The organism is Priestia sp. FSL W8-0001, assembly GCF_038050335.1.
Taxonomy (GTDB): Bacteria; Bacillota; Bacilli; order Bacillales; family Bacillaceae_H; genus Priestia; species Priestia flexa.
In genome coordinates this window covers 1,160,206-1,174,744 of record NZ_JBBPAL010000001.1, presented here as the reverse complement: position 1 = coordinate 1,174,744, position 14,539 = coordinate 1,160,206, and the positions used below count along the sequence as shown (strand labels likewise).

Sequence of the window (14,539 nt, the reverse complement as noted above, 5' to 3'; positions counted from 1 at the left end):
CAGTACTTACTGATAAGGGCTTTTTCCTTTTGCCCCCCAGATGAACAAAAACACAATTGCACCAACCACAAGCAACACAGGTGCTATCATAATCAAAAACGTATTCACATTTCGTCCCTCCTTCACTTCTTACCCTGCACGTACTCGTTATCAAATAGAAACAGTCGCATCAATAAGTATAATGATGGAACGAGCAAGCATAGTCCTGCAAGAAAGGAAATGATAAGCGTGATGGCCATTGTATCGTTTGTGAAGCTATCATAAATCGTCACGTGCGGATAGAGTAAGTACGGTAAATGCGCCGCTCCGTACCCGTAAAATGCTGTGGCAAACTGCAGCATGACAAAGATAAATGATAAACCAAGACGCTTTTTCTTCCAGATAAAATAAACGGCTCCGACAAAGAACAAGAATGACAAAACAAACAGCCACGATACATCTAACATTTTCGCAAAGTGCTCGCTGTTATGATCTGACATGGCCCAAAAGACAAGAAAGCTAGCCAAAATCGTAGGTGTACTCCAAAACAATGCGTATTTACGCAAAATGCGAAATGCCCCTTCATCTCCTGCTTTGTGCGCGTAAAAGGTTAAAAAACAAGCAGAAATATACAGAACGCTCACCACTGCAAGAAGCACAACGGCCCATGAATAAAAGCTGGTGAACAACGCCCCGTAGTCAAGTGAAACATTCGTGCCGTTTAGCTTAATATAACCACCTTCTGAAATCGTCAAGACGATGGAAAGTGAAGCTGGAATTAAAAGTCCCGTTGCTCCGTATAAAAGTTGATAGCCTAGACGCCCTTTGTTTCCATAGTGGTGAAACGCATAGTACGAACCGCGAAGCGCAATTAAGATAATTGCGATGCTTCCAGGAACCAACAGTGCCGTTCCGTAATAATAAGCAAGAGACGGGAAGAAACCAACTAATCCAACATAGAAGAAAATCAAGAATACGTTCGTTACTTCCCATACCGGAGACAAGTAACGATTGATTACTTTTTGTACAACATGTCCTTTCCCTGTCACCGATGCATAGTAGTTAAAGAACCCTGCTCCAAAGTCAATTGAAGCAACGATTAAATAACCGTATAAAAATGTCCATAGTACCGTGATACCAATTACTTCGTAGCTCATAGTAGTCCTCCCTATTCAATCCCGCGTTTTTTCAATTCTTTTTCGACAGGATTTGCTCTAAAGGTACGAATAAGAACCGTCACGGCCGATACAATTAAAATGACGTATAAAGCAGCGAACAGATAAAGCATAATATCAACGTGCTGAGACGTTGTTGCTCCTTCTGCTGTACGCATAACGCCTCGAATAATCCAAGGCTGACGTCCTTCTTCTGTAAAGAACCATCCTGCTTCAATCGCAAGCATCGCTAGCGGCCCACCGGCTACTATTAAGCTAAGAAGCGGTTTGTTAAGCGGATTCCATGATTTTTTCTTTTTCATCACAATGTAAATAAATGAAATGAACGCAAGTCCCATTCCAATTGCAACCATCAAGTCGAACATGTAGTGAACAACAAGTGGCGGCCAATCTTCCTTAGGGTATTCTTCAAGCCCAATGACTTCAGCTCCCGGAGTTCCGTGAGCTAAAATACTGAGCGCATACGGAATTTCAAGCGCGTACTTCACTTCGTTATCTTCGGTTAAAATACCGCCTAAAATTAGCGAAGCTTCTTCCATTGTTTCAAAATGCCATTCAGCCGCTGCGAGTTTTTCAGGCTGATAGTTTGCTAAATATTTGCCTGACAAATCTCCAACAAGTGCCGTTACAATGGCAAAGACAAACGCAACGACCATTGATAAATGCAGCGCTTTTTTATGATAAACGTGATCGCGTCCTCGTAAAATTGCAAAAGCTGCAATAGCTGCAAGCACAAACGCAGACGTTAAATAAGCCGAGGATAAAACGTGCGACACTTTTGTCGGCGTCGCCGGGTTGAACATAGCCGCAATCGGATTAATATTTGAAAGCACGCCGTTTTCATATGTGAAGCCCAGCGGTGCGTTCATAAATGAGTTTACCGTTGTAATAAAGAAACCCGATGCGGTTGCACCAAGCGCAGCTGGAATTAACAGCAGCAAGTGATACATTTTATTTTTGAAGCGATCCCACGTATATAAATAAATTCCGAGGAAAATAGCTTCAAAGAAGAACGCAAATGTTTCTAAAAAGAGCGGAAAGCTAATGGTTTGACCAGCTACCTGCATAAAGTTTGGCCATAGCAAACTCAGCTGCAGTGCAATCGCTGTACCTGTCACAACTCCGACAGCAACCGTGATGATATATCCGCGTGCCCATCTTCTAGCGAGCAAGTGGTAGTGTTCATCGTTTCGTTTAATTCCTATCCATTCAGCAAGTGCAATTAAGAGTGGAACCCCGACTCCTAATGTTGAGAAAATCGTATGCACAGCTAGTGTTAAACCGGTTAAGATTCGACTATACAAGACCGGATCATACTCAAACACAAACATTTCCTCCTTTATGTAGGAAGAGAATTTTCTCTTCTCTTAGCAGATTGTAGTCCCTAGTATAAAAACTTCTTTTATAGTTGACCATACTGTTCACCATTTTGTTAAAGTTTGTTCACAATTTCACAATCTTAATTTCGACACAATTTTAGAAGGTCCTGTAAAAAAACAAGCTGAAATATAAAAAAGTCATGATCCCTTCTCAAAGAAGAATCATGACTGTTTTAACATCGTTAGGTTGTAAGAACACGTTCGTTCCATTCCACTCTTTTTTTAAATTGGTTTCCGAATTATCTCTCAATCGTTCCGATAAATCGCTAACCGAAAGACTTATGTCTCCGCCTCTTTTACTCTTCATTTCTCTTTTTTACTAAATAGTGTCCGTATGTAAAAGTTAGAAAAAACACAAGTCCTACAACGCTTCCTACTAGCAATCCACTTTGAAGATTTCCATCGGGACCAGCTGTCACAATTAGTGTAAACACTCCTCCAAGCAGGAAGCTGCCAAGGGGAATAATATAATAAGGAACAAGATTTTCACGTTTGTTGTCATAAACATCCACTGATATCTTCAAATTTAAGTAACCTAATACAACAGCCGTTAAAATAAAAATAAACCAAAGGGGGTTTTCATAAGCATGTAAAATACCGTTTTGTAACCCGTCATAAACTAATAAGGATAAAATCCCTAATGTTTGAATGATAAAAGCCACTCGAATATTTTTTAAGTTTTGAACAATAAGGCGTTCATCTTTTATTTTCTTCATTGGAGCCCTCTCTTTCTACCCAAAAAACATCGTTAAGCGTTTGATCGACTGCATAACAAATTTCTAAACATAGTTTTAAAGTTGGATTATACTTCCCTTTTTCAATTAGGCTAATCGTTTGCCTTGTTACGCCAACCTTCTCAGCCAACTCACTTTGAGTTAAATCTGCTTGAACTCGAAATAACTTCACATTATTTTTAACTATATACCAATTACTTCCATTTTAATTGTAACATATACATGACATAATTCAATATATATATTACATTTTATCACAAATAAAAAAGCCGCCCTAACTTGTAGAGACGACTTTTAATAACCACGCTGCACTGCTGGATGAAGGAGCTGATAGATGACGGCTTCGTCACTGTGTTGTCTTGTTGCGGTTCTCGCTTCTTCCATCGTACCGATAAACTGTACTTCTCCCTCTTTTAACACAGCAAATCGGTGGCATAAACCTAGAATTTCATTCAAGTCATGCGTAATATAGATGACTGTTTTTCCTTCTCTCGTAAGCTTTTGAATGTATCTGCCAATCTCCATTTTCGACTGCAAATCAATTCCCACCGTCGGCTCGTCCATAAGTAAAATCGCTGGTTTATGAATGAGCGCAACGGCGATATTGAGCTTCCGCTTCATTCCGCCTGATAAATTTTGAACCTTTTCGCTCCATTTCCCCTCTAGCTGCACAGATTTACAAAGTGTTTTTAGCTCATCATCTGATACGGATCGCCCCGTCATTTTACTCCACAGTCGCATGTTTTCTTTTACCGTCAGTTCTTCCCACAGTGCAATATCTTGCGGGACGTAGCCAATTTGACTGCGAATGTGCTTTTTAGCTTTTTTTAAACGCTGACCGTTGATGACCACTTCGCCGCTCGAAGGCTTAGTGAGCGTTGCTAAAATGGATAAAAGCGTAGACTTCCCTGCACCGTTTGGTCCTAGCAGTCCCAGTACCTCACCTTTTTTTACATGCAAAGACACTTTATTTAATGATTTTTTTCTTCCATAACGCTTACTTACTTTTTCAATTGAAATCACGTAATCGACCTCACATTCCACACTGCTTTTAACCATAATAAAATGGTGATGACTAGTATTGTTCCAAGCTGAATCCAAAGTTCTTTAGCAAGTACAAGCTGCTGCGTAACCAATAGATGCTGAGGAATCCATGTAGCAATTGCGCCTAGCCGCTCCGCTATGTCACTGATTGGGAAAAATACGCCCCCGATAATACTGAGCATCATCGCAATCAAGAATCCTGCGGTATAGTAGCGCCCGAGGTGACGTGATTCCGTAGCTAGCCAAAAGCTAAACGCTAAGCAAAAGCAGAGATATATGAGCATTAGCAACAGTACTCTGCTATCTGTCACCGCTCCGACTTTCAAAAAGAAGAAAAAGCTCAGGACAGTTTGGATGATCAAAACAAACCCATATGCTGCTAACGATTGATACACATAAGACATGACGCCTTTTGGCAAGGTCTTCATTCGCTTGAAAATAGGCCCTTTTTCCTTTAGGACCCATTCCATCGCCATGAGCGACACAACAAGCGTCAAAAAGCCCCACAGCGGAACAGAGCGATTTATAGTCTGTTGCTTCTCATCAGGTTGTACACCTTCTTGTCCATCAGTCACATATTGAATGGTCATTAACGGTTCTGGCTTCCACTGCTCGTCCGTATAGCGATACGCATCTTCCCATAGGGTTTCGGGCTTTTCCCAACGATAACGTTCATACAAGCGTTCTACTTGAATAGCAGCTTTACTGTTGCTCGATAAGCGAGTTACTTCACTAGCAATCACTTCTTCTACAACGCTCGTCGCAACTGACGCTGGCATTTTCACCAGCTCAATCGTTTCTTCATAATCTTCTTTTTTAATATTATCCATAAAGCCTTCTCGAACGATAAATAAGCTATCTACTTCATTTCGGAGAAGCTTTTTTTCTCCTTCATCAGCCGTTGTAGCTATCAATTTAATTCTCTCATTCGTCGTAACTCGCTGGATTACTTCCTTAGAAAGTTTACTTTGGTCTTCATCCGCAATGGCAACTGGAATCTTCACATCGTTCTCAACGTTTTGAAGAAACATTTGGCCTACATAAGCACCTGCAGCAGGAAGCACCAGGAGAAGTATCAATAAAAATGGCTTTCGGATAATAGCCTTCAGCTTCTCCATCATGAGATTCATAGGCTCACTCTCCTTTTTTGAAACAGTGCCGTCCAGAGGAGCGACAAGCTAAAAGCAGTGAGACCGTAAACGACGAGCCAGCTCATTGATTCTGACCAGTCTACTGACTCATAGCCTCCAAATAAGCCAAACATCATCTGCAGCGACCAGGCGTTAACAGACCAGGTTTGAAGCATTAGCAACCACTCTGGTAAATAAACGCTAGGTAAAATATGTCCGCCTACAAGAGAAGCTGCAGCAAGGAACAGAACGCCTACTAGCTGATACAGCTTTTCACTGACGAAGATAGCTTGCAAGAGAGCAAACGTTGCTAAAAAAGCGAATGAACTAGCTGCAACGCTGCCAATTAGTTGCCCCCACGTGTACGATAGTGACAAGTCAAGCTTCTCTATTCCTACTGCGTATAATCCTAGCGCTAAAACGAAAACGAGTAAGAACATACTGCTAAACTGAGCAAGATGAACGTGTAGTGAGGATACTCCGTGCGTCTGCATACGCTTAAGCACTGAATTTGAATGAAGTCCTTTTACAAAAAGCATGCTGCTGTAGCTCCAAATCATGAGCAGTACTAAAAAGAACGAGAGAATATAATACTGCTTCATATCTTGCTGAAATAAAGACGTCGCTATTCGTTCTTCAAACACGCTTCCACGATCAAGAACATGAAGCCCAAATGAAAGAAGGCTGCGACGAAATTCAGATTGTCTCTCTTCCGTGCTGGCTCCTTCTTCTTGTAGAAAGTGATCGATTGTATTAATGCCGCTTTGAGCAGCGGATGTATAGTCAGCTGCGCTATCCATGACATAGCGAAAAAGCTGGGCTTGAAGCGGCTTGTTTTTATTCCCCACTACAACAAGAGGCATGTTTTCTCCCGTTGCAATCGAATGACTAAAGCCATCTGGTAAAACAACAAACGCCGCAATCTCGTCTTTGGACAGCATTTGTTGTGCTTCTGTTTTTGTTGGATACACAGGATTGATAAGTGAGCTTAACTGCTCACTTTCCGTTAACTGTTTGATGACGTATTCTGTTTGAAGCGTATCATCTTCATCGACAATTGCCACCGGAAACTTTTGTATCCGTGCTTCATCCTCCATTGTTTCTGTTAGTATGACCCCTGCTCCTATTAAGAATAGAACAGGAGCAAGTAGAAGCAGGCTAAAAGACTTCCAGTTTTTTAGCATCGCCTTCCATGTGAATGAGCATAAATAAAAGAATATCTTCACCTGCTCTTCTCTCCCTGCATTATTACATTAGAATTGTAACTAGGTATGATAGTTTACTATATGGTTGTACAAGTAGATTCAGACCTACTGCAAACCTGATAAATTTAACAAAGCGGATAACATGCTGCACACGTCATCCGCTTTTGTATGAACTATTAACTGTTAAGATTAAGAAATATCAAGATCCATCATTAAACCTTGTAAGTTTGTGTAGAAGTCTTCTTGAATCTTCATTAAATCAACTGGCGTAATATCTTTTACGTTTTTACCGTTCTTAGAATCAACTGCTGGAATATCCGCCGCGTCTTTTAATTCAGAATTTGAGTTAATCTTTAAGTTGATATCAGCTGAATCTGTCGGCATACCAACTTTTAAGTTAATATCAAACTTGTAATCTGACTTTCCTTTTGAAGCATCAATGTTTTGATCTTGCTTAAGGTCACCGCTGAACGTGTAGCCAGGAGCTTGATCACCCAAGTCAAGCGTGAATTTGCGATCAGCTGTTTGTTTCGCATCCGTTTTTCCATTCACAACTGAATCCATTGTGAACTTTAAGTTTAGGTCTTCTGTTGTTGAATCAGAAGCGTTAACGCTAGCAACTAACTTTTCAGAACTCTTCTCTCCGTCAGCTGTAATGTCGTTTGTCACATCAAGCTCTACTTTGCTATCATTGTTGTCATTTCCAATCGTAAGAGCTAGCTGTTGAGCACGCTTGTTGTCCGCGTATTCTACATCTTTTGTTGCTACTTTTACATTTCCTACATTGTCTTTGTCATCAGCTGAAGTTGCAGCAAACTCTACGTTACGATCCACAATTACTTCATCATCATTGATGTAAACTGTTGATTTAAAGCCTTTAGGGAATTTAAGATCTTTCACATCTGTTTTAAATTCGTCCAAGCCTTCTTTTAGCTGTTTTTTCACTTCTTTTTCATCTGTTAATTCAGCCATTTCTGGATCTGTTGCAGCAGATGATTCAGCAATCGTTGCAACGCGTTTTGCAATGATTGTTTGTAGCTCATCATCCTTTGCCATTTCCGCTACAAGCTTTTGAACAAATTTCTCCGTTTGTTCTTGGTTCATTTCAAGCTTTAGACGCGTGAATTTTAACGTTTCATCACCTTGTTTATACTCAGCGTTCTTTTCTTTTGTAAAGTAGTCTTCATCTAAGTTATCATAGAAGAACTTTCCGTATTTTGTTGCAATTGCTTTCTTTTCTTTCTCCGTTAGTTCTAAATCTTCCACCTTAATTTGGTTTAGTTCTAACTTATCTGGACCCGTATATGATGGGTCAAACATGCGCATAACCTGACCATACTCATCAAGGTTTAAATAGAAGAATTGATTTGCTAAAATTGGTGCTTTAAAACCAATTTGTTCCTTTGTTTGATAACCTTCTACGTCAAGTGCTTTTGTGTTACCAATATCAAGCGTTAATGAACCATATGTTTCTTGCTTTTTAGGGTCTTGCTCTGTTTTTACATTAATCGTCGATTTGCTAATCATATCTTGAATCATTTGATAAGATGGATCAGCAGCAAGTGAGTTCATTGAAAAATCACCGCTGATAGAAGCCGCTGAGCTTGATGGTTGCTCTAGTGCTTTTTCTTGGAATGCTAAGCTTTCGCCATATTTCGTTTCAATTTCTTCGGCCATTTTGTTGTATGTATTCACTTCAGATATTAAATATAATTGCTTTGGTGATTTCATGAATACATAGCCAAACGTAACCGCTGCACCAATAAGCACAAATAAAATCGCCAATCCGATGATTAACTTTGTTGGTGCTTTTCTCGGAGCTGGAGCTGTTTCTAAGGAAGCAGCAGTTTCTTCCCTTGTTTTGTTTTCATCGCTCATACGTTTTACATCCTCCTGTAAATAATTGTTTGTTTGGTCCCTTGTACATGATAAGGAATCATTACCAGTATTTCTAGTCGTTCGACAAAAAAAGACATTTTTTAGTTCATTTAGCTGATAAAAAGAAGATACCTAACAGATACAAAGACTCATTTTTCATTCCCCTATATAACCAGATTAAAACCAAATTCATTAATTTTTACCAAAAATATGAATCTGTCAGTTCCTAACGAAGCAGATCTTTTTTATAGTTCGATAGAAGGCTATCACTTCTCCTCCTTTTTACTCCATTTTTTCCTATCTTCCAAAAGCTCAACGATGATATGTATATGAACATTGACTTAGCATCATGTTAAAAGAAAGGAAAACGAGCCTTTTTTCACAATAAAAAAGAGTTTAGGACATAACAAAATGATTGCTTCTAAAAGACGAACACTAGCTGTTCCCACCTCTTTGGTTTGTCTGAACACGTTCGTTCCATTGCGCTACGGCCACTCGCTTTCCGCGGGGAGGAACTCTCAATCTTTCAGGTTTATCATTGACTGAATTACTTATGTCCCAGCCTCTCTTACGAATTAATTTGAAGTCGCTGTTGAATAAATAGAAATACGTTAACTAAGCTGTTTTCTTCAAATACACTTACATCTTGCTTTTTAAATTCCCCTTGCTCATGATAATAGCTAATTTGGCCAATTCCTTTCTCTTCGTTCATGTCGATATGAAAGCTAAGCGGCGTTCCTAAAATCGAGCCATCTTCATCTCGCTGAATAATTTGACAAAGCGTTTTATCTCCCTGCGGTTCATATAAAAAATCATAGCCGTACTGACGAGCTAACTTTTCTGTTTGCATAAGAATAATTTTTGTAACTGACGTTTCGTTCATACAACTTCTCCCTTATCTGTACTTACTTCTTTTAGTATATCATAGCTCATTTTATCGTTTGTACCAAGAGTTTGGGACATAACAAAATGATGGCTTCTAAGAGACGAACACTAGCTGTTCCCATCTCTTTGGTTTGTCTCAACACGTTCGTTCCATTGCGCTACGGTCACTCGCTTTCCGCGGGATCTCCGTTTTCCCTCTCTTTCCCGCAGGAGTCGAGTGTCCCACGCTCCATTCCACCCTGTTTCCAACATTGTTTTTCACAATCAGCAAAAAACCTGAACGATTAAAAGTTATGAACTCTCAATCGTTCAGGTTTATCATTGGCTGAATTACTTATGTCCCAGCCTCTTCATTATAATAGTTTGATAACACCTTTCGCACCTTGTTTTTGATAACCTGTCTTTCTAATCTCTACTTCTTTTCCTTCTGGTAAATTAGTAAACACAACAGGTGTAACAAGTGACGTAGCATTCTTTTTCACATAATCGAGATCGATTTGTAATAACGGTGTGCCTGGCTCAATACGTTCGCCTTCGTTCACGAGTGTTGTAAACCCTTCACCTTTTAGCTCAACCGTATCGATTCCAACATGAATTAATAATTCTAGCCCAGTATCTGTTTTCAAACCAAACGCGTGCTTGGTTGGGAAAATACTAATGACTTCACCTGAAATTGGTGAATGAAGCGCATTATTAACAGGTTCAATCGCAAAACCATCGCCCATCAGCTTAGCAGAGAACACTTGGTCAGGGACTTTTTCAAGCGGCATAACCACCCCTTCAAACGGTAAGCTAAATTCGTCAAGCACGCCTTCGCTTGGTTTTGGATCAGCTTTCACTGATGCACTTGCCATTACTTTTTCGCCTCGAACAAGCTGCTTCATCGCATTAGCTACAAACTCTACTTCCGTTCCAACAATGACTTGAACGCTCGTTTTTGCAACCTTCATCACACCGCGAGCACCGTTCTTCTTAAGCTGTCCTTCATTAACCGCACTCGAGTCTTTTACCTGTAGACGCAAGCGTGTTGCACAGTTATCAATTTCAACAAGATTTTCTTTTCCACCCAAACCTTCAATAAAATGAGCAGCCATGTTTACATGTTTATCATCTGATAATACCACCGCTTCTTCACCATCTGTTTCATCGTCTTCGCGGCCAGGCGTTTTTAAATTAAGCGCTTTAATCAGCCAGTAAAATAACGCGAAGTAAGTCGCTGCATAGATGAGGCCGATTCCTCCCAGTAGCAGTGGCTTTTGCGCAATTCCAAAGTTTAAGAAATAGTCAATGGCACCTGCTGAAAAACCAAAGCCGTGATGAATATCAAGCATGACGGCAAGCCCCATTGAAATTCCTGTTAGCAAAGCATGTACTATGTATAAAACAGGGGCAATAAACATAAATAAAAACTCAATTGGTTCTGTAATTCCTGTTAAAAATGAGGTAAATGCTAGTCCAATAAGCATTCCTGATACGAGCTTTCGCTTTTCTTTTTTAGCAGCTGCTACCATCGCAAGCGCGGCTGCTGGAAGACCAAACATCATAACTGGGAAGAAACCTGTCATAAACGTTCCCGCTGTTGGATCTCCTTTAAAGAAGCGATTTAAATCCCCTGTCGCTCCGTTAAATTCCCCGAATACAAACCACACTAAGCTGTTCAAAATATGATGTAGCCCTAGTGGAATCAGCATACGGTTTAAAAAACCAAAAATACCTGCACCAAGAGCACCAGCACCCGTTAGCCATTCACCAATGTTGTTAATTTGATCTTGAATTGGCGGCCAAATAACGCCAAACAAACCGGCGATAGCAAGCATCACAACCGACGTGATAATTGGTACAAAGCGTTTACCAGCAAAAAAACCTAGCCATTCCGGCAGTTTTATATCTGAAAAACGATTGTATAAAAGACCCGCAACAATACCTGCTACAATTCCACCAAGTACGCCCATATCAATCGTTTTATCAAGCGCAACGGCTCCTTTTGTTAGAACGAAATAACCAATGACACCTGCAAGAGCAGCTGCTCCGCTTCCATCTTTGGATAACCCAACTGCAATTCCAAGAGCAAATAAAAGTGCTAAGTTAGCGAAGATAGCATCTCCTGCTTGCGCCATAAATGGGATATCTAATAAATCAGGTTGACCTAAGCGCAGCAATAGCGCTGCGGCAGGTAAGACGGCGATGGGTAGCATAAGCGACTTCCCTACACGTTGTAAAAATTGGAACATTTCTTCATCCCCTTATCTCTATATTTACTAACATCCTACCATGAGGTGTTCTAGTTGTCTATACCAATTATGCGCTTTCATTACCTTTATATAAGTGTTAACAGTTCTTACAACATAAAAAATCACAACTGGTATAGACAACTAATTTCAAAAGAGCTACACTAATCATATACATTCGACAAAGACAAAGGAGAGACTTATGTTATGAACAAACCGCTGGTCATTTACAACGTAACGGTTTATGGCGAAACAACCGTCTATCCAAACGGATATCTGAAAATAGAAAACGGGTTAATAACTGAGCTAGGTAGTATTCACGATTATCAAAAGAGCTCAAACGATCGAGTTATTGAGTATTCTCCTGATTTCATCGTCGTTCCAGGAGCAATCGACGTCCACATTCACGGAGCTGGGAACGCAGATGCGATGGACGCAACAGAAGATGCGTTGAAAACAATGGCTGCTACCCTTCCAAAAGAAGGAACAACAAGCTTTCTTCCGACTACAATGACGCAGTCTGTAGAAGCCATTAACGATGCTCTGATCGCATGCGGACATTTTATTACAAACAACCAAAATAACGCCCAAGCAGAAGCGCTAGGCATTCACTTAGAAGGCCCTTTTATTTCAGCCAAGCGAGCAGGTGCTCAGCCTCTCCACCATATTCAACAGCCAAGCGTTGAGCAGTTTAAGCGCTGGCAAGATTTAGCACAACATCATATTCGACTTGTGACGCTTGCTCCTGAAGAATTAGGTGGAACAGAGCTTGTGAAGTACTTAAACCAAACAAACGTAGTTGCTTCAATTGGACATTCAGATGCTACGTATGAAGAAGTAGTTGCAGCTATTGGAGCCGGGGCATCGCACGTAACTCACCTATACAACGGGATGCGCGGCATTCATCACCGTGAGCCAGGCGTACTAGGTGCAGCTTACCTGCGCGAAGAGCTCTATACAGAGCTTATTGCTGACGGCATTCATTCACATAAAGAAATGGTCAAACTTGCCTATCAGCAAATTTCAAGCGAGCGCTTAATTTTAATAACTGATTCACTACGTGCTAAATGGTTGGAAAGCGGCGTTTATGACCTTGGTGGTCAGCCCGTTCACGTAAACGAAACAATGGCTACATTAGGGGATGGAACGCTTGCAGGCAGCATTTTAAAAATGAATGACGCAATGAAAAACATGATAGACTTTACCAGCTGTAGCGTATCAGACGTTATCCAAATGACTGCTGTTAATCCAGCAAAGCAAATTGGTGTTTTCAACCGTAAAGGCAGTTTAAAGGTAGGAAAAGATGGAGATTGCGTTGTACTGAATAAAAACTTCGACGTGCAGCTTACAGTGTGTCGTGGACATATCGCATATGAACAGGGGGAACAATAATGAATATCATCTCAGTAAAAGATTATAAAGAAATGAGCCAAACCGCAGCTGGTATTATTATTAACAAAGTAAAGAGTGATCCTTCAATCACGCTTGGTTTAGCTACTGGTGGAACACCTAAAGGTTTATATGAAGCTCTTATTCAAGACCATCAAACAAATGGAACGTCTTATGAGCAAGTGCACACATTTAATCTAGATGAGTATGTCGGCCTTTCTGCTGATAATCCAAACAGCTATCGTTACTATATGGTGGATACGCTTTTGGGTCACCTCGATGTAGCTCTTAATCAAACATTTATTCCAAACGGGACAGCAGAAGATGCAGAAGCAGAATGTGAGCGCTACGAAGCTCTTATTGAACAACTTGGTGGCATTGACCTCCAAATCTTAGGAATTGGTCGTAACGGGCACATTGGCTTTAATGAACCAGGTACGCCTTTTTCATCTAAAACACATGTGGTCACGCTTGCTTCTTCTACAAGACAAGCAAACGCTCGTTACTTTTCATCCATTGATGAAGTACCGACTCATGCCATAACCATGGGCATTTCATCTATTATGAACAGCACTGAAATTTTATTATTAGCGTCTGGAGAAGATAAAGCAGATGCCATCTATCATTTACTTGAAGGAACAGTAACGGAAGAGTTTCCTGCTTCCATCTTAAAGAACCATCAGGCTGTTACAATTATCGCTGATGAGAAGGCATTATCTCGTACAAACTTATAGCGGATTGTAGTATGATCGATGTAAAGGAGGAATTGTGCATGATTGACAAAAATTCACCTCTGCCGATTTACACACAGATTGAAGATGGAATTCGTTCTCAAATTGAAAACGGAGAGCTTAAACCTCACGATGCAATTCCATCCGAGCGAGAGTATGCAACACAGTTTCAAATTAGCCGTATGACAGTAAGACAAGCAATTACAAACCTTGTAAATGAAGGCCTTTTATATCGTGAAAAAGGACGCGGAACGTTCGTTTCTGAACAAAAAATTGAGCAGCACCTTGTAGGCTTAACGAGCTTTACAGAAGATATGAAGGCAAGGGGCTTCACGCCAAGTAGCCGCTTGCTTCACTTTGAAATTATTCCCGCTACAGCAAAAATTGCGTCTCAGCTTTCGATTCAAGTGCATCACCCCGTCTATGAAATCACACGTATTCGATTGGCGGATGGAATTCCAATGGCCATTGAAACGGTCTATATGTCCGCTAATCTAATCAAAGGCGTGACGGAAGCCATTATCCAACAATCGCTTTATAACTATGTCGAACAGCAAAGCGAATTAAAAATTGGACATGCTACACAAACGTTAGAAGCCATTGTGGCTACAGAAAACGAAACGGAACACTTGCAGGTAGCAAAGGGATCCCCTATCCTTCTGATTCAACGCTACACATACTTAGAAGATGGCACGCCGCTAGAAGTTGTGAGGTCAGCGTACCGTGCAGATCGCTATAAGTTTACCGTAAGCATAAATCGGACATAGAAAAACCTCGTTGCA

Annotated in this window: 14 protein-coding genes; 3 read left to right on the top strand and 11 right to left on the bottom strand. The window is 40.6% G+C overall.

Translation table 11 applies throughout. The annotated features are described in order from the left end of the window. Window positions 1-6 precede the first annotated feature (6 nt). The 11 genes from cydS to nagE all read right to left on the bottom strand — a co-directional run bounded on the left by cydS (window position 7) and on the right by nagE (window position 11,640). Window positions 7-108, bottom strand: a complete 102-nt coding sequence (gene cydS, locus MKZ18_RS21060; RefSeq protein WP_373688673.1) for a cytochrome bd oxidase small subunit CydS — start codon at window positions 106-108, stop codon at window positions 7-9. A gap of 14 nt (window positions 109-122) precedes the next feature. After that, window positions 123-1,136, bottom strand: a complete 1,014-nt coding sequence (locus MKZ18_RS06160) for a cytochrome d ubiquinol oxidase subunit II (protein ID WP_061785501.1) — start codon at window positions 1,134-1,136, stop codon at window positions 123-125. Between the two features lie 11 nt (window positions 1,137-1,147). Continuing rightward, window positions 1,148-2,479, bottom strand: coding sequence for a cytochrome ubiquinol oxidase subunit I (locus MKZ18_RS06155; RefSeq protein ID WP_061785502.1), 1,332 nt, complete (start codon window positions 2,477-2,479; stop codon window positions 1,148-1,150). Window positions 2,480-2,829: 350 nt separating this feature from the next. Beyond that, the gene (locus MKZ18_RS06150; protein WP_025910174.1) at window positions 2,830-3,249 is read right to left on the bottom strand and encodes a hypothetical protein; all 420 of its coding nucleotides are present in this window, start codon (window positions 3,247-3,249) and stop codon (window positions 2,830-2,832) included. Continuing rightward, entirely contained in the window at window positions 3,230-3,454 is a 225-nt protein-coding gene (locus MKZ18_RS06145; protein ID WP_025910172.1) for a helix-turn-helix transcriptional regulator, read from the bottom strand. The genes MKZ18_RS06150 and MKZ18_RS06145 overlap by 20 nt, the downstream gene beginning before the upstream one ends. Before the next feature lie 107 nt (window positions 3,455-3,561). Next, window positions 3,562-4,290, bottom strand: a complete 729-nt coding sequence (locus MKZ18_RS06140; RefSeq protein WP_061785503.1) for an ABC transporter ATP-binding protein — start codon at window positions 4,288-4,290, stop codon at window positions 3,562-3,564. Beyond that, the gene (locus MKZ18_RS06135; protein ID WP_061785504.1) at window positions 4,287-5,441 is read right to left on the bottom strand and encodes an ABC transporter permease; all 1,155 of its coding nucleotides are present in this window, start codon (window positions 5,439-5,441) and stop codon (window positions 4,287-4,289) included. Before MKZ18_RS06135 ends, MKZ18_RS06140 begins: the two co-directional genes overlap by 4 nt. Beyond that, a complete protein-coding gene (locus MKZ18_RS06130; protein ID WP_035320841.1) occupies window positions 5,438-6,667 on the bottom strand; it encodes an ABC transporter permease in 1,230 nt (409 codons plus the stop codon). The genes MKZ18_RS06135 and MKZ18_RS06130 overlap by 4 nt, the downstream gene beginning before the upstream one ends. Before the next feature lie 168 nt (window positions 6,668-6,835). Then, window positions 6,836-8,524, bottom strand: a complete 1,689-nt coding sequence (locus MKZ18_RS06125; RefSeq protein ID WP_061785505.1) for a DUF6583 family protein — start codon at window positions 8,522-8,524, stop codon at window positions 6,836-6,838. A gap of 568 nt (window positions 8,525-9,092) precedes the next feature. Then, window positions 9,093-9,407, bottom strand: coding sequence for a hypothetical protein (locus MKZ18_RS06120; protein ID WP_025910164.1), 315 nt, complete (start codon window positions 9,405-9,407; stop codon window positions 9,093-9,095). 355 nt (window positions 9,408-9,762) lie between these two features. Then, complete coding sequence (nagE, locus tag MKZ18_RS06115) at window positions 9,763-11,640, bottom strand: N-acetylglucosamine-specific PTS transporter subunit IIBC (RefSeq protein ID WP_061786559.1); 1,878 nt, start codon at window positions 11,638-11,640, stop codon at window positions 9,763-9,765. A 204-nt stretch (window positions 11,641-11,844) separates the two neighbouring features. Here nagE and nagA point away from each other — a divergent pair, with 204 nt between their 5' ends. From nagA to MKZ18_RS06100, 3 genes are read left to right on the top strand one after another with little or no spacing between them, the layout of a single operon-like run. Further along, complete coding sequence (gene nagA / locus MKZ18_RS06110) at window positions 11,845-13,029, top strand: N-acetylglucosamine-6-phosphate deacetylase (protein WP_025910161.1); 1,185 nt, start codon at window positions 11,845-11,847, stop codon at window positions 13,027-13,029. Then, entirely contained in the window at window positions 13,029-13,760 is a 732-nt protein-coding gene (gene nagB, locus MKZ18_RS06105; RefSeq protein WP_025910159.1) for a glucosamine-6-phosphate deaminase, read from the top strand. The genes nagA and nagB overlap by 1 nt, the downstream gene beginning before the upstream one ends. 38 nt (window positions 13,761-13,798) lie before the next feature. Then, window positions 13,799-14,524, top strand: coding sequence for a GntR family transcriptional regulator (locus tag MKZ18_RS06100; RefSeq protein ID WP_341344510.1), 726 nt, complete (start codon window positions 13,799-13,801; stop codon window positions 14,522-14,524). Window positions 14,525-14,539: the final 15 nt, after the last annotated feature.

Coding starts and splice junctions, on each gene's coding strand:
- MKZ18_RS06160 (WP_061785501.1), bottom strand. CDS start 1,136: ATGAGCTACGAAGTAATTGGTATCACGGTACTATGGACATTTTTATAC.
- MKZ18_RS06150 (WP_025910174.1), bottom strand. CDS start 3,249: ATGAAGAAAATAAAAGATGAACGCCTTATTGTTCAAAACTTAAAAAAT.
- MKZ18_RS06135 (WP_061785504.1), bottom strand. CDS start 5,441: ATGAATCTCATGATGGAGAAGCTGAAGGCTATTATCCGAAAGCCATTT.
- MKZ18_RS06125 (WP_061785505.1), bottom strand. CDS start 8,524: ATGAGCGATGAAAACAAAACAAGGGAAGAAACTGCTGCTTCCTTAGAA.
- MKZ18_RS06120 (WP_025910164.1), bottom strand. CDS start 9,407: ATGAACGAAACGTCAGTTACAAAAATTATTCTTATGCAAACAGAAAAG.
- nagE (WP_061786559.1), bottom strand. CDS start 11,640: ATGTTCCAATTTTTACAACGTGTAGGGAAGTCGCTTATGCTACCCATC.
- nagA (WP_025910161.1), top strand. CDS start 11,845: ATGAACAAACCGCTGGTCATTTACAACGTAACGGTTTATGGCGAAACA.
- nagB (WP_025910159.1), top strand. CDS start 13,029: ATGAATATCATCTCAGTAAAAGATTATAAAGAAATGAGCCAAACCGCA.
- MKZ18_RS06100 (WP_341344510.1), top strand. CDS start 13,799: ATGATTGACAAAAATTCACCTCTGCCGATTTACACACAGATTGAAGAT.